Source organism: Luteimonas sp. A482, from assembly GCF_054072655.1.
The window spans coordinates 36,735-57,431 of the sequence record NZ_JBSVRO010000002.1 but is presented as its reverse complement, the minus strand read 5'-3'; the positions used below and the strand labels follow the sequence as shown (position 1 = coordinate 57,431).

Genomic DNA, 20,697 nt, shown 5'->3' with positions numbered 1-20,697 from the left:
ATTACTCCCCGTTGTCGCCGTCGGCGGGCTTGGCTGCGGACGTCAGCGCCTGCAGCAGCGCCGGATCGCGGATCGCCTGCGCGATCAGGTTCTCGGCGCCGGCCTTGCCGTCCATGTAGGTGTCGAGGTTGGCCAGCTGGGTGCGCGCCTCGAGCAGCTTGGCCAGCGGCTCGACCTTGCGCGCGACTGCGGCCGGCGAAAAGTCGTCCATGCTCTCGAAGGTCATGTCGACCGCAATCTCGCCCTCGCCGGTCAGCGTGTTGGGCACCTTGGCCACGACCCGCGGCTTCATCGACTGCAGGCGGCTGTCGAAGTTGTCGACGTCGATCTCCAGCGCCTTGCGCTCCTCCACTGGCGGCAGGTCCGCGGCATTGGCGCCGGACAGATCCGACAGCACGCCCATCACGAACGGGATCTGCACCTTCTTCTGCGCGCCGTAGACCTCGACGTCGTACTCGATCTGGACGCGCGGTGCCCGGTTCCGCGCGATGAACTTCTGGCTGTTTGCCATGGCTGTGGCCTCCGTCGGCGATGTTGGTGCAGGCCCCGCCCGGCCGCGCCTGTCACCGGCACGGCAGGCCGCCTTGCGGCAGGCCCGGGATACGCATCTGTCCGTCGCCGTCGCCACCCTGGTGGCAACCGGCCGACGGGCCCCGCTTGGCAACGATCCGCCCCATCCGATTCGTGTCGCGTCGGTGTGTGCCGGCTCCCTGCCCCGCGTACGGCCGGCCTGATGCAGGCCCGGCCAGCGCATCGACTTTAGGAACGCGCCTTCGGGCAAACCCGACATTTCGTCTCAGGCGCGCGCCGTGCGGGCCGGCCGGATGCCGGTGAAGGGTTTTGCCGCCCTTTTGCGCAATGGACAGGTAACGGGCACACGACCGCCCGCCCTGGAGACCTTGCGCAATGCACATGGACCGCCCCAACGACGCCGCCAGCGGGGGTACCGGCCAGCCCTTGCCGGCTGCAGCCATGCCGCCTGGCCTTGCCCGGCCCGCCGCACCGCCGGGGCCAGCGGCGCATCCGCGACTGCCGCGGATCCTGCGCTGCATCGAGGAGGAACTGTGCGACCCGGCGCTGGGCGGCGATGCCCTGCAGCGCCGATTCTTCGTCTCGCGGCCCACGCTGTACCGCATGTTCCGCCCGCTTGGCGGCGTCGCGCGCTACATCCGGGAACGGCGGCTGCTGCTCGCGCACAGGCGCCTGCGCGAGGAGCCGGACTGCACGATCACGTTCCTGCTGTACGACCTGGGGTTCGAATCGGAGCGCCAGTTCCAGCGCGCCTTCCAGGGCCGTTTCGGCATGTCGCCGGCGCGCTGGCGCAACGCCTGCCGCGCGCAGGTGCGTGCACGGGGCCAGACACCGTCGCGCCGCCGCACCGGGACCTGACTGGCGGCCGATGGCCCGCTCTAGGGAAGGTCTGAACAACTCACCTGTTCCGCGCGACAATAGCGCGACCTGATGCGGATGACGATCAATGCAGCTGACGTTCGGTGATGCCGAAGGCCTGCGCAAGCGCAAGCGGACGCGCCGGAGATCTTTCTGGCGGAGGTGGACCAGGTCGTCCCGTGGAAGGCGCTGCTAGCGCTGATCGAACCGCACTATCCGAAGATGGGCCGCCCTCGCCGGCAGCCGTATCCGCTGGCGACGATGCTGCGCGTCCACTTCCTGCAGCAGTGGTACGCCCTGAGCGATCCGGGCATGGAAGAGGCGTTGTCCGAGATCCCGACGCTGCGGCGCTTCGCGCAGCTGAGCGGCCTGGATGCGATTCCCGACGAGACGACGATCCTCAACTTTCGCCGGTTGCTGGAGACGCATGGCTTGGCCGCGAAGATCTTCGAACGGGTCAACGCGCATCTCTCGCGCAAGGGTCAGAGCCTGCGTGCGGGCACGATCGTGGACGCGACGATCATTGCGGCGCCGAGCTCGACGAAGAACGCCGACGGCCAGCGTGATCCGGAGATGCACCAGACGAAGAAGTCCAACCAGTAGCACTTCGGGATGAAGTCGCACATCGGCGTGGATGAGGAGTCCGGCCTGGTGCACCACGGGGAATGCACGGCAGCGAACGTGGCCGACGTGACCCAGGTACACAAGCTGCTGCACGGCGAGGAAGAGAGGGTGTATTGGCGACAACGGCTATACCGGAGCGGACAAGCGTGAGGAACTGCAGGCGGTGAAGGCGGGTTTTCTGATCGCTGCGAAGCCATCGAAACTGCGGACGATCAAGAGCAAACGCGAGCGTCACTATGCAAAGCGTTGGGAGCGGCACAAGGCCAGCATCCGCTCGAAGGTGGAGCACCGTTCCGGGTGGTGAAGTGTCAGTTCCGCCTCGTCAAAGTGCGCTACCGCGGATTGGCGAAAAACACGTCACAGATGTTGCCGCTGTTCGCGCTGTCAGGTCAGGCCGCCAACGCATACGCCTCAGCTGGTGTCTTCATACCCCGCCCCCAGCGCTGAGCCGCGCGTCGCGCCACTACTTCGATTCCCGCTGCTCGTGTCGCAGCCGCGGTCCACGATCGCTTCCGCCGGCCGGCGCCCGGGATGGACACAGCCAGTTCACTCCCCGCGTCGCGGCCGGTCAAGTGCGCATTTCGCGGCGGCTGGTGCGTGCGCGCCGGCGGGGGCGAGCGACCTTGGCCCGGGGTGGCGGGCCTACGCCACACCCACGCCGCCGTCGACGTCGAGTACCGCGCCGGTGCACATCGCAGCCTCGAACGAGGCGAGGAAGCGCACGGCGCTTGCGATGTCGCCGGGCTGGACCCAGGTGCCCAGGGGAAAGTCGGCGTCCTGGCGCCGGGAGGTCCGGGTCAGCTCCGTCCGCGTCGGTCCGGGACACACCGCATTGGCGCGGATCCGGTACTTCGCCCATTCGTGGGCGGTCTGGCGCGTCAACGATAGAAGCCCGGCCTTGCTGGCCGCGTACGCTGCGCCCCCGAGCGGCGAGATCGAATGCGCCGCGATGGAGGCGACGTTGACGATGGAGCCTCCGCCGCGGCGGCGCATGGCGTCGAGCACGCCGCGGGTCGCGACGTAGGCCGAGGTGAGGTTCAGGGTCAGCGTGTCTTGCCAGTCCGCGAGGGTCATCTGTTCCAGCGTGCGCCGCGCCCCGCCGCCCACGTTGTTGACCAGGATGTCGACGCCGGGCTCTTGTGCGTCGATCCGCCTGAACACGCTGGCGAGCGCTTGCGGATCGGTGGCGTCAGCCGCATGGGCGACACCATCCACCTCGCTGGCGAGCCGGGCGGCACACTTGATGTCGACATCGACGATCACCACGCGCGCGCCCTCTCGGGCGAGCTCGCGCACGATAGCCTCACCGATGCCCTTCGCACCGCCGGTCACGACGGCCACTTTGTCGGCCAGAGTGGCGCTGCCGGATGTCTGCACTTGTGCTCAGCCGTGGCCGACGCCGCGTTCCGGCACCGCTTGCGTCCTGTCGAACGTGCCTGCAAGCGCGGCCCGTTCGATCAGCTCCAGCTGCACGGGTTCGGGCAACTGCGTGAAATAGGCGCTGCAACCGCCGATGCGGACGATCAGGTCGCGGTACTCTGCGGGCGTGGCGCGCGCCGCGGACAGCGTATCCGGATCGATCACGTTGAACTGGAGGTGCTTCCCGCCGCGTGCGAAGTGCTGGCGCACGGCGCCCGCGACTGCATCTCGCTTCTCCGGAGTGGAGAACGCATCGGGCTGCAGGAACAGCTCAAGCGACATCGACTGCCAGCGCTGCTGGTCGATCTTCTCGGCGCTGCGGAGCACCGCGCCCGGGCCATGCCGCTCGCGGCCGCTCATGGGCGTGAGCGACTCGGCCGCCAGGTTCTCCCCCGCGCGGCGCCCGTCCGGCGTCGCGCCGGTCAGGGCGCCGCCGGGCCAATTCGCCGTTCCGATCGTGATCGCCGCCGGGATGAACCGGCCGCCGTACACGGTCGTGAGCGAGGACACCTGGTCCGCCCAGAAGGCGTAGAGGTCGGCCGCGATCGCGTCGGCGTAGTCGTCGTCATTGCCGTACTTCGGGGCGGCCAGCGCGCGCTCGCGCAGCCCCGCGCCACCTTCGTTCTGCCAGTCGCTCTCCAGTGCTTCGTGGAACTGCGCGGCGCTCACGCCGCCGTCCTCGAACACGAGCTTCTTGATGGCCGCCAGCGAATCCACGACGTTGATCATGCCGATTGGATTGATGGCCGAGCCGTTCTCGAAGGGCAACGTCCGCCCGAGGATGTTCTTGTGTGACTGCAGGCCGCCCTCGGTGAGGGCCGTCTCGATCGTCTGCGGAAAGCTCTCGGCGTAGGCCTGCATCGTGACGTTGTTGAACTCGCCCTGCAGGGCGATGAAGTGCGAGAGCTGCGTCTTGAGGCCGGACACGAACTCCTCGTAGGAGTTGCACTGGGAGAGCGGCCGGGTCTCGGGCCCTACCTGCGCTCCGGTGCGCGGATCCTTGCCGCCGTGTATGGCGAACTCGAGTACGCGCGGCGCCGTGAACATCGGCCAAGCGATCGTCCGCGACTGCCCGGGGACGTTGACGCCGAGCGAGCCGGCGACGGCGTAGTTGCGGGCGTCCTCGAGCGACACGCCCTGCGATACCAGATACGGGATCGTCGATTCATCGCTGATCAGCGCCGGCACGCCGATGCCTGTCGCGATGAGGTCGAGCGCCTCGGCAAGCAACGCGTCCGGCGTGGCCGCGTGCACGCGCATCGTCACGGTCGGATGGGGGGTGGGGCACTCGCGCGCGGCGCGCAGCACGAGATGGGACAGTGGAGTGGTTGCGTCCTTCCCCTCGGGCGTCTGCCCGCCGATCACGCAGTTGTGCCACTTGGCAAGACCGCCGTACTTCGAGCGGTGCGTGCGCCCGGCCGTGATCACGATCTGCGAATCCTTGATGCGCAGCCACTGGATCAGCTCGAGCGCTTCTGACTCGGTGATGCGCCCGGCTTCGAGGTCGGCCTGATAGTACGGATGGAGATACTGGTCAAAGCGGCCGAACGACAGCACGCCGGACGGCAGCACCATGAGGATCATGAACCACAATGATTGCAACGCCTCGCGGAAGGTGCGCGCCGGGTTGGCCGGCACGTGGCGGCAGATGCGCGCGAGCTCGAGCAGCTCCTCGCGCCGCGCGGGGTCGCGCTCTGCCTGCGCGGTCTGCTCCGCCAAGTCCACGAACCGGGATGCATAGTGCTTCACCGCCTCGAGGGCGATCAGGATGGCGCGCAGCTGGTCGATCTTTGCCACTGCCTCGGCACTGAAGATCCGTGTCTGGGCGAGCTCGCGCCTGGCCTCCCCGATCAGCCCGTCCAGGCCGGACTGGATCACCTTTTCGAACTGGAACACACCGATGATCTGGCTGATCTCGTGGTGGATCCCCCATCCACAGCCGATCATGCCACCCGGGCCCCAGCCTTCCTCCTTGCTGCGGAACGGAGGGAGCACCACGCCGAGCTGCGCGTACGGCCACAGATGCTCCTCGTCGTAGAGCGAGGTCATGCGCGCCGTCATGCAGCGTGAGCGCCAGTAGCCGTTCATCTCGCGGATGCGCGGCCGGTCGGCATCGGCGACGGCGAAGCCACCTGCGCACAATGCGTCCAGTTCCTCGTCCGGCCAAGTGGCCCACAGGCAGCTGAGTTCCACCGCCGCGGGGCGGCTGGCGAGGTTGCCCAGCAGGAGATCATCCGCGTCGATGTGGATCGGGATCTCGTCGAGGACGCGCGCAAGCGCACGACCGCAGCGAACGACCTGCGGCTCGCCTTCGCTGGCGCGGAATGCTTCCGTCACCAGGACGCCCTTCGCGATGCTGACGTCGAAACGGCAGTCGCGCACGTTGTCCAATGATCTCATGAGCCGCTGTATTCTGGGTGTCACGCTGTCCGAAGCCTCGCTGCCGTTGCGCATGGGGATAATGAGCCAGCTATACTATTTCTTGCTGCGCAAGTGCCGATACACCGGCACGGTCATACTGGGTATGCACAACTCGAATATCGCGAAGCTTGAGCTGCGGGCCCTGTTCGCTCTGGAGGCACTGCTGCGTGACCGCAGTGTCAGCAAGGCGGCGCAGCGCATTGGGTTGAGCCAACCTGCGATGAGCCACATGCTCGCGCGCCTCAGGAAGACGTTCGGCGACGACCTGCTCGTGCGCGGTCGCGACGGGTTCGTGTTGACCGAGTATGGCCATAGGTTGCTGGCGCACGTCACCCACCTTGTGCCGCAGATCGAGGTGCTGGGGCGTGCAAACCAGTTCGTGCCGGGCGACAGTGATGCCACGTTCCGCCTGGCGTGCACCGACCACGCGGCCGTTGTGCTGCTCCCCCCCCTGCAGCGCCTGTTCGCCGAGGCCGCGCCGCGCGCCACCTTGAAGGTGCTGTCGGTGCACAGCCGCCGCCTGGACATGAACCATCTGGAGGCCACCCGGTTCGACCTGCTGGTCGGGTGGTTCCAGGCGCTCCCCGCGGACTGGCACCTCAGGAAGCTCTTCGAGGAGCGCCTGGTCGTGATCAGCGGCGCGGACAACAAGGCGATCGGCGATGAGTTGGACGTCGAGACGTTCCTCTCGCTCAAGCATGTCGTGCTTTCGCCGGACGAGCGTACCGCGCAGAACATGGCGGAGATGACGCTCGCCGCGCACGGGTTGCAACGCAATATCGGCGCCCTCGTGTCCAACTTCTCGGCGACCCCGTTCGTCGTGCTCGAGTCTCCCCTGATCGCGATGGTCCCTGCGGCACTCGCGTCGCGCTATGCCCAACTGCCGGGGCTGCGCATCCACGAGTCGCCACTCGAGTTCCCGCCCTTTGCGGTGTCGATGGCATGGCACCCGCGCGTGCACGACGAACCCGGGCACCGGTGGCTGCGGGCGATGATCTCCGAGGCGGCGCGGCAGGCAGTCGGGGACCGCCCTTGAGGGGATATTCGCGGCCCGCATAGTCGAAATCGATGCGCGAAATTGACTTGGCGTCCCCTGCTCCTATCTGATTGCCGAAACGGCGGCGATGCCCGTCGCACCGCCGACGTCCATCAGGAATCCTTCACAGCATGCCCAGTCAGAACTCTGCAGCTGCCGACAGTTCCAACGCAGCGATCGCAGAAGTGTCGGCGGCGCGGCGCTATTACCTGCTCGCGCTCTTGACGCTCCTCAACCTGCTGCTAGTCCTTGACAAGATCGTACTCAGCATCCTGATCGAGCCCATCCGTGCGGAGTTCGGCCTGTCGGATGGCCAGCTTGGCGCATTGATGGGGCTGGTCTACGCCATCTTCATGGGCGCGGCCGGCCTGCCGCTTGGCATGCTTGCGGACCGCATGAACCGTCGCAATCTCGCCGCCATCTGTGTTTCCGCCTGGTCGGCCATGACGCTCGCCTGCGCGGCGGCACAGAACATGTGGCACCTGCTTCTCGCCAGGATTGGCGTCGGGGTCGGCGAAGCCGGCGGGGGGCCCACTGCGCTATCGATGATCGCGGACAGCTTCGAGCCGCGCCGTCGCGCGACGGCGATGGCCGTGTTCGCGACGGGAACGCAACTGGCGGCGCTCATCAATCTCACGTTCGCGACCCAGATCGCGCACACCTACGGGTGGCGCATGACCCTCGTGGCCGCGGCGCTCCCCGGGTTCGCGCTGGCGCTGTTGCTGCTGACGGCGCACGAGCCGGTCAGGGGCCTCGCCGACCGCAGGCAGAGCGCGGACGAAGCGCCGCCGCTGCGGGAAACGCTTGCCCACATCTGGCGACAACGATCGCTGCGCCATCTGTTGATCGGCGCCACGCTTTGCTACGTGGTCGTGGCCGGCATGGGGTCCTGGCACTTCTCCTTCCTCGTGCGCAGCCACGATCTCAAACTCCACGAGGTGGGACCGATAATCGGCATCGGCATCGCGGTGCTGGGGATGGCGTCCAACCTGATCTCCGGCACCCTGTCGGACTTCCTGGGCGCCCGAGACGAGCGAAACCGCACGCGCCTGATCGGGTTCGCCGCGATCGCCACCCTGGGAATCGGCACCTGGTCCGTTCTCACCACCAACCCGAATGCGGCGCTTGCGGGCGTTGTGGTTTTCGCCGCCGCGGTCTTGTTCTGGTTTCCGACCGTCGCGGCGCTAAGCCAGAGCCTGGTCGCACCGCGCATGCGCTCCACGGTGGCCGCCTTGCTGTTCGTGCTGTCCAATCTGGTCGGCTACGGAATTGGCCCGATTCTGGTGGGCGCGATCAGCGATCTGCTTGCACCGGCGCTGGGAGAGCACTCGCTGCGCTACGCGATGTTGTGCGTGCTCAGCCTGGCCGCATGGGCGGCTGTGCATTTCTTCCTGGCGGGTCGCGACCTGCGAAAGAATCTTTCGGCCGCCTAGGACATCTGGATCCAAAAGGGCGTGGCGTGGGACCGAGGCGTTCGCGCGCCTGGCGGTGTCGGCGCGCGCATCGCCGTTCGGAATATCCGGAATCACCCTCGTGCATGCCGACCCGGGGGGAACAGCGCCTATGATCGAAAACACAAAGAAAACGCCGATCCATTCGCTACCCGGTCGCTCGGATCGCGCCACATCCATTCCAGGTCGGTCGCCCGACGCCATCTCTTGGGGGAACCAATAGTGAAGAAGTTTGTACTCAGACCCATTCCTGGGATCAGCCTGCTGTCGCTGGCGGTCGCGTGTGCTTCGGCACTCGCGCAGGAGGTTCCCAGCACCGACGATGGTGAGGCGGAGACCACGCTCGAGAGCGTGGTCGTCACGGGTACGCGCATCCGCGGCGCGGCTCCGGTCGGCGCCCCGGTGCTGTCCCTCGGTCAGGAGCAGATCCGGTCCGCGGGCGTGACCACCCTCACCGACGTGCTGCGGAACGTGCCCCAGGTCGCAAACCTCGGCGCGGACGACAGCCGCTTCAACGCGGTCCAGGGTGCGAACGGCAACCTGACCGCCGGCTCTGCGATCAACCTGCGCGGGTTCGGTCCCGATGCGACGCTCAGCCTGATCGGCGGCCGCCGCGTGCCGATCTCCCCAACGCTCGGCACCACCGCGGGCACGGGTGCGTTCGACGTTTCGCTCCTGCCGACGTCGGCGGTCGAGCGCGTCGAGGTCATGGCCGACGGTGGTTCGGCCCTTTACGGCGCCGACGCCGTGGGCGGCGTGGTGAACATCCTGCTGCGCAGTCCGTTCGATGGCGCGGAGGTCGGCATGCGGCACGGCTGGGCCGATGGCTTCGACACCAACTCCGTCGACGCCGCGGTCGGCAGGACCTGGAGCTCCGGTGGCCTGATGATCGCCGCCCAGTGGCAGGAGCGCGACAACCTGGCGGCGGCCGACCGCAGCTACTTCACTGATGACCTGCGTCCCTACGGTGGCCCGGACGGCCGCTCGTACAGCGCGACGCCCGGCAACATCGTGGTCGGCGGAGTGCGTTACGCGATCCCGGCCGGCCAGGATGGCACCGCGCTGACGCCCGCCGACCTCATCGTGGGTGCGCCGAACCGGCAGAGCGCCCACACGCGCGCCGACGCCCTTCCCAGGCAGGAGCGGCGCTCGGTCGCGCTGAACCTCGAGCAGGAGTTCACCGAGTCGGTGCGCTTCAAGGCGCAGGGGCTGTACGCCGTGCGCGAGTCGGAGCGCAGCTCAGGACCCGGCAACTTCCTCCAGACGCTCACCGTGCCGGGCACGAATCCGTTCTTCGTGCACCCGACCAACCCGGCGGCGACGTCCGCGTCGGTGGCGTACAACCTGCAGGCGGATTTCGGCAACCAGGTGCGTGAGGCATCCGAGCGCGTCGCATTCCTGACGACGAGCCTGGAGTTCGACGTGGGCAGCTCATGGACCGCGGAGGTGTTCGGCAGCTACGGGTACAACCACCAGGAAACCACCCGGAACGAGATCAACAGTCGGGCCATGGCGGCGGCGCTCGCCGACAGCAATCCGGCGAACGCCTTCAATCCCTTCGGCGGTGGCGGCCTGACCAATCCGCAGACGCTCGCGAGCATCCGCGCGACCAACGAGATCGACTGGAGCTACGAGATGCTCCACTTCGGCGTCGGCGGCAGCGGCGATCTGTTCGAGCTGCCGGGTGGCAAGGTCAAGCTGGCCGTAGGCGTCGAGCATCTGCGCAGCGAGCTGGGCACCTTCGAGCGGCGCAATACAGGTACGGCGGACACGAGCCTCTACGCGATCAACGACGTCAGCGGCGTGCGTCGCCTGAACTCCGCCTACGCCGAACTGCTGGTGCCGGTGATCGGGCGCGAAAACGCCAGGCCCGGCATCCAGCGCCTGTCTTTCTCGCTCGCGGCCCGTCACGACGATTACAGCGACGTCGGCACCACGACGAACCCGAAGCTCGGCGTCAGCTGGGTGCCGACGCAGGGCGTGCAGTTCCGCGGCAGCTATGGCAAGTCGTTCAAGGCGCCTGCCGGCCCCGGCGCAGACAAGGGCCTGGTCATCTCCGTGATGGACTTCGTCGATCCGACCGCGGCGGGCGGAATCGCCCGCACGCTGTGGGTGCGCAGCGGCGTCGAGGGCCTGCGTCCCGAGACCGCGACCATCTGGTCGCTCGGCGCCGACCTGAGCCCGCCGTCCCTGCCGGGCCTCAACCTGTCGCTCAACTACTTCAACGTCGACTACACCGACCGGATCGCGGCGCCGGGCAACGACAACTCTCCGCTGACGAAGGAGGACATCCTCGCCGACTTCATCATGCGCAATCCGCCGGCGGACCTGGTCGATTACTATCTGTCGATGCCCAGCTACACGGGCCTGCCGCAGAATCCGGCGACGATCGTGGCCTTCGTTGACGGCCGTCCACGCAACATCGGGCGGGTCAGGACCGATGGCGTGGAGCTGAGCGCGAGCTATGGCTGGTGGAGCGATACGGACGACTGGACCATCGGTCTGGACCTGCAGCACGTGCGTGGCTACGAGCAATCGCTGATCCCGTCGACACCGATGGTCGACTTCGCGAACACGATCAACTACCCGCTCGGGTGGTCCGGGCGCGGGCGCGTGCGCTGGGAGCGCGGGCCCCTGTCCGTCGCGGCTTACCTGAACTACACCGGCAGCTACGACAACACGTCGGTGACGCCGGTGGCCTCCGTGGACTCCCACACGACCGTCGACCTCGCCCTAAATTACGTCCCCGCAACCGACAGTTCCCTGCTCCGCGACGTGAGCTTCTCGCTGGGCGTGAACAACCTGTTCAACGAGGAGCCACCGGTCGTGATCAACGGCAATCTCGCCTTCGACCCGCAGGTCGCCAGCCTCATCCAGCGCCAGATCATGTTCGGGATCCGAAAGCAGTGGTAACGCGTCCGTCGTGAAGCTCACCAGACGACAGCTTCTCGCCAGCTCGCTGGCCGCACCCGCGCTCGGCGCGGGTGCGGCGCTTGCCGGGGCGGTTTCCCCGCCGCCGCGCACGGGTGACGTGGCCGATCCCGACGCGGTTGCGGGCTTGTCCGCGCGTCTCGCCGAGTTCGCGTCGAGTCTGCGTTACGAGGAGTTGCCCGAGCCGGTCGTCTCGTGCGTGCGCCGCTCGATCCTGGATGCGCTCGGTGTGGGCCTGGCGGCCTCGGGGCTGGAGCCCGTATGCACGCCCTTCGTCGAGCACGCGCGCGCGCTCGCCGGGCAGGGGCGTGCGCATGTCCTGGGCTTCGGGTTCACCGCGCCCGCGTCGTATGCGGCGCTGGCGAACGGTGCCCTGGCGCACGCCCTCGACTACGAGGACGTGCACGAGGCCTCGTCGACCCATCCCAACGCCGCGACCATCGCCGCCGCGATGGCCCTGGCCGAGGAGCTCGGCCAGGTCGACGGCAAGCGGCTCATCGCGGCCGTCGCGGCCGGCAGCGAGGTCGCCATCCGGCTGGCGCTGGCGCGCACGGACGACTGGACGCGCCACGGGTGGTACATCCCGCCCATCGTGGGCGCGTTCGGCGCCGCTGCCGCGGCCGCCAACCTGCTGCGCCTCGACGTGCAGCAAACCCTGGCCGCCTTCTCCATGACGTTGTGCCAGTCCTCGTGCAGCGCCGAGATCCTGTACAGCCCGTCGGCGGACATCCGCGCCGTGCGCGACGGCCTGGCCGCGCAGGCCGGCCTCGTCTCCGCGCAGCTGGCCCGGAGCGGGGTCGTCGGGTTCGAGCGTCCGTTCGAGGGCCAGGCCGGCTTCTACGAGATGTTCGCGCGCGGCCTGTATCGGCCCGAGATGGTGGTCGACGGGCTCGGGACGCGCTTCCACAACGCGGACGTGGCGTTCAAGGCATGGCCGTCCTGTCGCGGCACGCACCTTTACGTGCAGGCCGCGATCGACCTCCATCGGCAGGGATTGACCGACCCGGAAGAGATCGTGTGCACGATCCATCCGCGCAATGCGGAGCTGTGTGCGCCGGAGAAGCAGCGACCGGTCAGCGCGATCGACGCCAAGTTCAGCATTCCATTCTGCGTGGCTACGGCGCTGCGCACCGGCCAGGTGACGCTGGCCTCGTTCAGCGACGCAGCACTGGGGGATCCCGCGACGCTGGCGCTCGCCGCCCGGGTGCGCGCAGTACACGACGCGCAACGCGCGCGCCCCGCCAGCGCCGGCGGCGGCGCCGTGGTCGAGCTCGTCATGGCCGATGGGTCCCGAAATGCACGCGATGTCCAGCACCTGCGCGGATCCGTCGAGGATCCGCTGACGCATCAGGAACTGCACGCGAAGTTCATCGAGTGCGGACTGCTGAGCGCGTCGCGTCCGCAGCGTGACCGGATCGAACAGCTTGCGTCGTCCGTGGCATCCTTGGATGAAATGGGCGACGTGGGAGCATTGTTGACAGGCATATGAACCGTACCTACCTCAAATTTGGTTTTGCCGCAGGCGCAGTTGCGCTGGCGTTCTTCTTCAGCCCGAAAGCCGTGGATGGCGCGCCCGGGGGCGCCGCGTCCGCGCAAGGCGACGGGCACGTCGAGGTCGTCCCTGGCGAGCGGAGGTGGTGGCGTCCGGGCGAGAAGCGCCATTGGCATCCGCACATGCGGTTCGAGGGGCGGAGCGTCGATATCGAGACCATCGGGCCGGACTTGCCGGTCGATGCGGCGGACCACCCGTTCTTCGCGCCGATCGGGGCGAACGGCCGGGCTTGCGTCACCTGCCACCAACCCTCGGACGGCATGAGCTTGTCCACGGCGACCATCCGCGAGATGTGGGCGCTGTCGGGAGGCAAGGACCCGCTGTTCGCGATGGTCGACGGGGCGAACTGCCCCAACGGCACGCCGGGCGAGCGCGAGTCGCACTCGCTGTTGCTCGAGCGCGGCCTGATACGTATCGGCCTGCCGTGGCCGCCGAAGCTACCGGAGGGCGAGGCGCTGGAGTTCTCGATCGAAGTCGTGCGCGACCCGACCGGCTGCAATCCAAGCCCGGAGTACGGCCTGGCCAGCGCGACGCCGACCATCTCCGTCTATCGCCGGCCGCGACCCACCGCGAACCTCCGCTACATCCTCACGGTGCCGAACCTGTTCAACATCAAGACCGGCGTTCCCGTGATGCGGGACCCGGAGACGGGCGAGCGCCAGAACATGAACCTCCTGTCCGATGCGAGGTTCCTCACGCTCCGGATGCAGTCGCGCGACGCGGCGAAGACGCATCTCCAACGGAGCGAGCCGCTCAGCGAAGCGGACATCCTGGAGCTGGACCGGTTCCTGAGCGGCGTCTACATGGCCGCCGTGAACCACCACGTGGGCGGTCGCCTCGATGCAGGCGGCGCGACCGCCGGTGCCGCCTCGGTGGTGGAAGGCAAGCCGTTGTTGGGCGACTACGTCGAGCGTCGCGTCTTCCCATACTTCGAGGCCTGGAAGACGCCGGCGGGTGGCGACGTGACGGCGGAGCAGCGCGCGTTCCGGGAGTCCGTCGCGCGTGGCGAGGAGATCTTCATGATGCGGCCGTTCTACATCCGGGACGTGACGCACCTGAACACGATCATCGGTATGGGCAACCCGATCAAGCGCACCTGCGCCACATGCCACAACATGCAGCACGTCGGCATCGACGGCGCGCCCGGGTGGATGGACCTCGGGACCAACACCCTGCCGTTCGCGGAGAAGACGGACGACCTGCCGCTGTTCAAGGTGACCTGCGCCCCGACGACGCGCCCGCATCCGTACCTCGGACGGACCATCCTGACGACGGACCCGGGCCGCGCGCTGATCACCGGCAAGTGCGTCGACGTGGGCGCCGTGAATCTGCAGCAGATGCGCGGACTTGCAGAACGTGCGCCGTACTTCGCGAACGGTGTGGCGGCGGACCTGATGGAGGTCGTCGATTTCTATGATCGCCGCTTCGAGATGGAGCTCGGCGAGCAGGAGAAGCAGGACCTGGTCAACTTCATGAGTACGCTGTGATGCGAAGGCGCGCGTGGTGGATCTTCCTGGCGGTGGTGTGTTCGACCATCGCGGCTGCCGGGACGCTCCCCGAAGCAGGGCGTCATCTGAGTTTCGTCGCTTGCCCGATCATCCGCGATACGGAGCTTCCCTGCTGGCTGGCGGAGTACGAGGACGAGCTGTACTTCCTGGGCCTGCAGGGCGACAGTGCGTCGAGCTTCTACTCGCCGCAGTTCAAGCACAAGGCCCTGATCGAGGCGAAGGTGGCGGGCGGCGCGCGCATCTGCGGTGGCATTCCGCTCGAGGCCGTCCAGGTCTCCGTGATGCACGAGATCGATCCGTCCTGCCAGACGATCCTGCCGACGGATGGCTTCGAGCCTCCGCCGTACCAGCGCGGCCCGGGCCCCGCCGTGCGGCCGCACCCGCCGACGCCGCGGGTCGATCCCGAGCCACCCTATGTGAGCCGCCAGTACGTGCTCGAACTCCAGTTCGACAGCGAGTTCCTGGCCCGACGCAACACGCGCAAGCTCGAGGAGTTGGTGCGCTTCATCGAGCTGAGCAAGCCGCACGCGGTTCGGATCGAGGCGACCCGTGGCGTCTCGCGACTGAACAATGGCGAGAACCTGGTCGAGCCCGCCGACATCGCGGAACGGCGCGCCACGCGAGTCAGGAGGACGCTGGTCGACCTCGGCGTCTCGGAGTCCCTGCTCGACGTGCACTGGTCGACGCAGCCCTTGCCGGGCAACGGCATCGACGACCACACGCGACGCCGGGTGACCATCACCGTCGAGGTGGGGACTTCCACCGAATGATGGCTGCGCCTTCCGTGCAGCGCTGAGGTCCTTCGCATATCCAGACCGGCTTCGGCGCGCCAGGTCGGACCGGCCCCTCCGACGGGCCGGGGGCGGACGAACTGGATACTTGCAGTGGGGGCAGTGCCGCGCGACACCCGGGATCCGTGGGGGGGGGGGGGGGGTGGACATGTCGCGTTGGATCGTCGGCGGCGTTGCTGCTGGTGGGCGTCATGGCAGGCGTGCGTGCTCAGGGCCGCCTGCCGCCACCGGACCCGGACCTGTCGAGTGTGGAAGAGATCCGGACCGACTACCGGTGCTCCGGATGTCTTCCGCGACGTAATGACCCGGTACACAAGCTGCTGCACGGCGAGGAAGAGACGGTGTATGGCGACAGCGGCTATACCGGCGCGGACAAGCGTGAGGAACGGCAGGCGGTGAAGGCGGGTTTTCTGATCGCTGCGAAGCCATCGAAGCTGCGGACGATCAAGAGCAAACGCGAGCGTCACTATGCAAAGCGTTGGGAGCGGCACAAGGCCAGCATCCGCTCGAAGGTGGAGCACCCGTTCCGGGTGGTGAAGTGTCAGTTCCGCTTCGTCAAAGTGGGCTACCGCGGATTGGCGAAAAACACATCGCAGATGCTGACGCTGTTCGCGCTGTCGAATCTGTGGATGGCGCGCCGGCAGTTGTTGCGTGCGGTGAGATAGTTGTGCCTGAAATGCGGGGAAACCCGCACGAACACGCCGAAAGCGGCGCGAATCAGGCTTGCTCAAGGTTGCTGACGCAGCAGAAGACCGAAATTACAGCGTCAGGGCGAACTGTTCAGAGATTCCCTAGGGAATCTCTGAACAGTTCCGGCGAGATCGGCATCCCGGCGTGGCGTGCTGCCGTCCGGGCAAGGGTTCATGCAGGGGATCGTGGCCTCACCGCCCATCGCGGCTGAAGGCGCTCCTGCAGACCGCGATTCGCGGCCGGCGCCGGGAGGGGAACGCTCGACGCGCGAACCCGCTGCAGGAGCGGCTTCAGCCGCGACCACCTTCGGCACAACCTTCGCCGGCAGCGCCATCCAGCCACCGCCGGTATCCACCGCGGTGCGCGCCGGAACGGACCAGCCGGCGCTGTCTGCCTACCCGCCCAGCATCCGTTCAAGCCGGTCGAGCACCCGGTAGCAGGGCAGCACGGAAGCGACGCTGGCCTGCGGCTCGCGGTTGCCGCGGATCGCGGCGAAGAATTCGCGATCCTGCAGCTCGATGCCGTTCATGCTCACATCGACCTTGCTCACGTCCACCGGCACCTCGCCGCCCTTGCCGCTGGACTGGACCAGTTCGTCGTAGCGGGCAATGTAGGTGGCGGTGTCGCCGATGTATCGGAAGAACGTGCCCAGCGGGCCGTCGTTGTTGAAGCTCAGCGACAGGGTGCAGATCGCGCCGGTGCTGCACGCGAGCTGGATCGACATGTCCATGGCGATGCCAAGCTCGGGATGGATCGGGCCCCGGATGGCGTGGGCCTGCAGGATCTCCCCGCCGGTCTGGTGCGCGAACAGGTCCACAGTGTGCGCGGCGTGGTGCCACAGCAGGTGGTCGGTCCAGCTGCGCGGATCGCCGAGGGCATTGATGTTGCTGCGGCGGAAGAAGTAGGTCTGCACATCCATCTGCTGGATGTTGAACTCGCCATTCTCGATGCGCCTGCGCACGTACTGGTGGCTGGGGTTGAAGCGGCGGGTATGCCCGCACATCGCGACCAGCCCGCTCTGCCGCTGCAGCGCGACCACCGCCTCGGCATCGGCCAGGCTGTCGGCAAGCGGGATCTCCACCTGCACATGCTTGCCGGCGCGCATGGCGGCCATGGCCTGGGCGGCGTGCATCTGGGTGGGCGTGCACAGGATCACCGCGTCCACCTGCGGCAGCGCCAGCGCCTCGTCCAGGTCGGTGCTGACGTGTGCGATACCGTAGCGGTCTGCGACCGCACGGGTCTTGTCCAGGTCGCGGCTGACCAGCGACACCACCTCCACGCCATCAATCCCGGCGATCGCGTCCAGGTGCTTGATGCCGAATGCACCGGCGCCTGCCAGCGCCACCTTGATGCTGCTCATCTCAGCTTTCCTCCAGGATCAGATGTCCCACCGCCGTGTTCGAGGCGGGGACATGATAGAAACGGTGCGCCAGTCGCGGCGCCGCGCCGCCGGCCGCGTCGGCCATCGCGCCGCGCGCGATCAGCCACATCACCAGCTCGATGCCCTCCGAACCGGCCTCGCGCACGTAGTCGATGTGCGGAATCTCCGACACCGCGCCCGGGTCCGCGATCAGCTGGTCCAGCCACGCGTTGTCCCACTCGCGGTTGATCAGGCCCGCACGCGGTCCCTGCAGCTGGTGGCTCATGCCGCCCGTGCCCCAGATCTGTACGTTGAGGTCCTGGTCGAAACTGTCCACCGCGCGACGGATGGCTCTGCCCAGGTTGTAGCAGCGGCGTCCGGAGGGTGCCGGGTACTGCACCACGTTGACCGCGAACGGGATGATCTTGAACGGCCAGGCCTGCGGCTGTCCGCACATCAGCGACAGCGGCACGGTCAGGCCGTGGTCCACGTCCATGCGATTGACGATGGTCAGGTCGAACTCGTCCTGGATCACGCTCTGGGCGATGTGCGCAGCCAGTTCCGGGTGGCCGTGCACGGTGGGCACCGGACGCGGCCCCCAGCCCTCGTCAGCCGGCGCGTATTCGGCGCCGGTGCCGATCGCGAAGGTCGGGATAAGCTCCAGGCTGAAGGCGGTGGCGTGGTCGTTGTAGACCAGGAACACCACATCCGGCGGGTTGTCCTGCAGCCACTGTCGCGAGAAGTCGTAGCCGGCGAACACCGGCTTCCAGTAGTCCTCGCCAGCCTTGCCCAGGTCCAGGGCCGCGCCGATGGCCGGCACGTGCGAGGTGTACACCGATGCGCTGATGCGGGCCATCAGTCGTTCTCTCCCCGGGCGCTGGTAGCGTCACCGTGCGGCTGCGCGTCACCCGTCTCGCCGAGGCGGCGATTGCCCTCGGCCGAACGTCCACCCTTGATCATCATTTCGCGGTACTCCTCTTCGGTCATGCCGGTCATGCTTCCGGCCATCTGCTGGAATGACTTGCCGTCGGTGGCGCCGAGCTTGGCCAGGAAGTAGATGTTTCCGCCCAGCGCCAGGCAGCGGTTGAGGTCGCGGTCCAGCAGCGCCTGCTTCTGCTCCACGCTCAATTGCCATTCGTCCAGGTAGGCGCGTTCGTTGGCCTTGAACCGCTCGCGGTTCTCGGCCTTGATCAGCGACATGCAGAACTGGTTGATCCAATACCCCTTGCGCGACTGATCGGCGTCGAAAATGGTCGTGCCGGGGATGTCCAGGTAGGGTTTTTCCAGTGCCATGGCTCAGCTCCAGTAAAGCCGCATCGGGTTGTCCACCAGCAACCTGCGCTGCAGGTCGGCGGTGGGCGCGATGTGGGGGATGAAGTCGACCAGCAGCCCGTCGTCGGGCATGTGCGTGGTGAGATTGGGATGGGGCCAGTCGGTGCCCCACAGCACCCGGTCGGGAAAGGTCTCGACGATGCGCCGCGCGAACGGCACCACGTCGCGGTAGGCGTGTCGCTCGCCGTCGAGAGCGGGCGGGCCGGACACGCTCAACCGCTCCGGGCAGGTGACCTTGCACCACACCGCCGGGTTGTCGGCCATGAAACGCACGAAGCGGTCGAACTCCGGGCCGTCGGCCGGCTGGCTGACGTCCGGGCGCCCCATGTGGTCGACCACCACCGGCGTCGGCAGCGAGGCGAAGAAGTCCCGGTAGCTGGCCAGGTCGGCCGCCTCGAAATAGACCACCACGTGCCAGCCCAGGTGCGCGATGCGACCGGCGATGGCGGCCAATTCCTCGCACGGGGCGGCGTCGACCAGCCGCCTGACGAAGTTGAAGCGCACACCGCGCACGCCGGCCTCGTGCAGCGCCTGCAGTTGCGCATCGGTGACCGTTGCGCGCACGGTGGCCACGCCGCGCGCGGTGCCGCCGGCGTGTCGGAGCGCATCGATCATGGCCCGGTTGTCGGCGCCGTGGCAGGTGGCCTGGACAATCACGCTGCGCGCGAAACCCAGCTGGCCGCGCAGGGTGAACAGCTGCTCGCGGCTGGCGTCGCAGGGCGTGTACTTGCGTTCGGGCGCATAGGGGAACAGGTGTCCGGGCCCAAACACGTGGCAGTGCGCGTCCACCGCGCCTGGCGGCAGGCGGAATGCGGGGTGGCTGGGCGCCGGATGCCAGTCCAGCCAGCCGGGGGTTTTCTCGAATGCCATCAGCGTGTCCCCGGCGTGCGGCCGAGAATGCGATCGGCCTCCACGCGCCAGTCGGCGCTGCGGGCGTAGCCGACGTCCTCGCGCGCACCGAAACACCCGGCGTCGGCCAGGTCGGCCATCCAGCCCTGGCGCTCGGCCGCGGCAGAGGCCGACAACGGTTCCAGTCCGGCTCCCGTCACGCTGCGCGCCGCCTCGCGCATCTCCTCGCTGCGGCGGCGACCATGCTCAATCGTGCGCTGGAAGAAGTAGCTGGCCTGGCTTTCCCAATGGATGCCAGGAAAGGTTTCGCGCGGCGACACCAGCACCGCATCCTCCACGCCGTAATGGCGCGCGGCGGGCGAGGCACTGTTGAGGTCGAGGAAGAAGGCGTCGGCCCGCAGTCCGGGCGCGCAGTCCGCCGCCGCGTTGACCGTCTGGCTGGCGGTGACCACGCTGACCACCAGGTCCGCGCCTGACACCGCCGCGGCTGCCGAAGCGCCCAGCGCCACCCCGTGCAGCGCGGCGTGGCTGCGCATGGCGTCGCCGCGCGGCGCATCGAGGTCACGGTCCCAAGCATGCACCTCCAGGTCGCGGGCGCGCAGGTCTTCGGCCAGGATCTTGCCGACCTCGCCATAGCCGATCAGCGCGATCCTGCGCATCAGTCGATGTACCTCAGCCCGGCGCGCGCCAGCGGCTCGCGCATGGCGTACATGTCCAGGCCCAGTTCCCCGGCCGCCAGGCGCCTGCGCTTGGCCTCCTCGCCGGCCTCGCGAACGCGCGCCGCCTCGAGCGTGGCGGCGGCCATCGCGCGCGGCACGCAGACCACGCCATCGTCGTCGGCCACGATCACGTCGCCCGGGCTGACCCACATGCCCGCGCACACCACCGGGATGTTGACCGAGCCCGGGGTCGCCTTGATGGTGCCCCTGGAACTGATGGCGCGGCTCCATACCGGGAAGCCCATCTCGCCGAGCGTCCTGACATCGCGCACGCCGGCATCGATCACCAGCGCGCGCGCGCCGCGCGCCTGGAAGCTGGTGGCCAGCAGGTCGCCGAAGTAGCCGTCGCTGCATTCGGAGGTGACCGCGGCCACCACGATGTCGCCGGGACGGATCTGTTCGGCGGCCACGTGCATCATCCAGTTGTCGCCCGGCTGCAGCAGGACGGTCAGCGCGGTGCCGGAGACCTGGGCGCCGGCGTGGATCGGGCGCATGCACGGCTTGAGCAGGCCGACCCGGCCCATGGCTTCGTGCACGGTCGCCGAGCCCAGCGCGGCCATGGCCTCGGCCACCGCCGGCTCGGCGCGCTCGATGTTGCGGTAGACCACTCCAAGTTCGTACATGA

The 20,697-nt window shown here is 68.0% G+C and carries 16 protein-coding genes and 2 pseudogenes; 9 read left to right on the top strand and 9 right to left on the bottom strand.

What is annotated here, in order from left to right; all coding sequences use genetic code 11:
- Position 1: 1 nt before the first annotated feature.
- Positions 2 to 511, bottom strand: coding sequence for a type VI secretion system contractile sheath small subunit (gene tssB, locus ACW5DW_RS08925; protein ID WP_457018485.1), 510 nt, complete (start codon positions 509 to 511; stop codon positions 2 to 4).
- Between the two features lie 401 nt (positions 512 to 912).
- Here tssB and ACW5DW_RS08920 point away from each other — a divergent pair, with 401 nt between their 5' ends.
- Positions 913 to 1,389, top strand: a complete 477-nt coding sequence (locus ACW5DW_RS08920; protein ID WP_457018483.1) for a helix-turn-helix domain-containing protein — start codon at positions 913 to 915, stop codon at positions 1,387 to 1,389.
- Between the two features lie 88 nt (positions 1,390 to 1,477).
- Positions 1,478 to 2,460 (top strand): annotated as a pseudogene (locus ACW5DW_RS08915) (IS5 family transposase).
- Between the two features lie 195 nt (positions 2,461 to 2,655).
- On the opposite strand, the gene ACW5DW_RS08910 reads toward ACW5DW_RS08915, so the two are convergent.
- The gene (locus tag ACW5DW_RS08910) at positions 2,656 to 3,390 is read right to left on the bottom strand and encodes an SDR family NAD(P)-dependent oxidoreductase (RefSeq protein ID WP_457018482.1); all 735 of its coding nucleotides are present in this window, start codon (positions 3,388 to 3,390) and stop codon (positions 2,656 to 2,658) included.
- Positions 3,391 to 3,396: 6 nt separating this feature from the next.
- A complete protein-coding gene (locus ACW5DW_RS08905; protein ID WP_457018481.1) occupies positions 3,397 to 5,832 on the bottom strand; it encodes a pyruvate formate lyase family protein in 2,436 nt (811 codons plus the stop codon).
- Here ACW5DW_RS08905 and ACW5DW_RS08900 point away from each other — a divergent pair.
- The 7 genes and pseudogenes from ACW5DW_RS08900 to ACW5DW_RS08870 form a co-directional block, all read left to right on the top strand.
- Positions 5,831 to 6,889 (top strand): LysR family transcriptional regulator, encoded by a 1,059-nt coding sequence (locus ACW5DW_RS08900; RefSeq protein WP_457018480.1) that lies wholly within the window; start codon positions 5,831 to 5,833, stop codon positions 6,887 to 6,889. The genes ACW5DW_RS08905 and ACW5DW_RS08900 overlap by 2 nt on opposite strands.
- Positions 6,890 to 7,020: 131 nt before the next feature.
- A complete protein-coding gene (locus ACW5DW_RS08895) occupies positions 7,021 to 8,322 on the top strand; it encodes an MFS transporter (protein WP_457018479.1) in 1,302 nt (433 codons plus the stop codon).
- Positions 8,323 to 8,343: 21 nt separating this feature from the next.
- Positions 8,344 to 11,253 (top strand): TonB-dependent receptor plug domain-containing protein, encoded by a 2,910-nt coding sequence (locus tag ACW5DW_RS08890; RefSeq protein WP_457018478.1) that lies wholly within the window; start codon positions 8,344 to 8,346, stop codon positions 11,251 to 11,253.
- Between the two features lie 118 nt (positions 11,254 to 11,371).
- On the top strand, positions 11,372 to 12,760 hold the full coding sequence (locus tag ACW5DW_RS08885) for an MmgE/PrpD family protein (RefSeq protein WP_457018477.1): 1,389 nt from the start codon (positions 11,372 to 11,374) through the stop codon (positions 12,758 to 12,760).
- On the top strand, positions 12,757 to 14,310 hold the full coding sequence (locus ACW5DW_RS08880) for a hypothetical protein (RefSeq protein ID WP_457018476.1): 1,554 nt from the start codon (positions 12,757 to 12,759) through the stop codon (positions 14,308 to 14,310). Before ACW5DW_RS08885 ends, ACW5DW_RS08880 begins: the two co-directional genes overlap by 4 nt.
- The gene (locus tag ACW5DW_RS08875; protein ID WP_457018475.1) at positions 14,310 to 15,101 is read left to right on the top strand and encodes a hypothetical protein; all 792 of its coding nucleotides are present in this window, start codon (positions 14,310 to 14,312) and stop codon (positions 15,099 to 15,101) included. Before ACW5DW_RS08880 ends, ACW5DW_RS08875 begins: the two co-directional genes overlap by 1 nt.
- Before the next feature lie 332 nt (positions 15,102 to 15,433).
- Positions 15,434 to 15,787 (top strand): annotated as a pseudogene (locus ACW5DW_RS08870) (transposase); the annotation flags it as partial.
- 419 nt (positions 15,788 to 16,206) lie between these two features.
- Here ACW5DW_RS08870 and ACW5DW_RS08865 read toward each other — a convergent pair.
- Genes ACW5DW_RS08865 through ligK form a run of 6 tightly spaced genes read right to left on the bottom strand, consistent with a single transcriptional unit; the run spans position 16,207 to position 20,695 of the window.
- Positions 16,207 to 17,172: a Gfo/Idh/MocA family oxidoreductase gene (locus tag ACW5DW_RS08865; protein WP_457018474.1), complete on the bottom strand. Its 966-nt coding sequence runs from the start codon at positions 17,170 to 17,172 to the stop codon at positions 16,207 to 16,209.
- A 1-nt stretch (position 17,173) separates the two neighbouring features.
- Positions 17,174 to 18,028 (bottom strand): class III extradiol dioxygenase subunit beta, encoded by an 855-nt coding sequence (locus tag ACW5DW_RS08860; RefSeq protein ID WP_457018473.1) that lies wholly within the window; start codon positions 18,026 to 18,028, stop codon positions 17,174 to 17,176.
- Positions 18,028 to 18,465, bottom strand: coding sequence for a protocatechuate 4,5-dioxygenase subunit alpha (ligA, locus tag ACW5DW_RS08855; protein WP_457018472.1), 438 nt, complete (start codon positions 18,463 to 18,465; stop codon positions 18,028 to 18,030). Before ligA ends, ACW5DW_RS08860 begins: the two co-directional genes overlap by 1 nt.
- A 3-nt stretch (positions 18,466 to 18,468) precedes the next feature.
- Positions 18,469 to 19,374, bottom strand: a complete 906-nt coding sequence (locus tag ACW5DW_RS08850) for an amidohydrolase family protein (RefSeq protein WP_457018471.1) — start codon at positions 19,372 to 19,374, stop codon at positions 18,469 to 18,471.
- Positions 19,374 to 20,012: a DUF1932 domain-containing protein gene (locus ACW5DW_RS08845; protein ID WP_457018470.1), complete on the bottom strand. Its 639-nt coding sequence runs from the start codon at positions 20,010 to 20,012 to the stop codon at positions 19,374 to 19,376. The genes ACW5DW_RS08850 and ACW5DW_RS08845 overlap by 1 nt, the downstream gene beginning before the upstream one ends.
- Entirely contained in the window at positions 20,012 to 20,695 is a 684-nt protein-coding gene (gene ligK, locus ACW5DW_RS08840; protein WP_457018469.1) for a 4-carboxy-4-hydroxy-2-oxoadipate aldolase/oxaloacetate decarboxylase, read from the bottom strand. Before ligK ends, ACW5DW_RS08845 begins: the two co-directional genes overlap by 1 nt.
- Positions 20,696 to 20,697 lie beyond the last annotated feature (2 nt).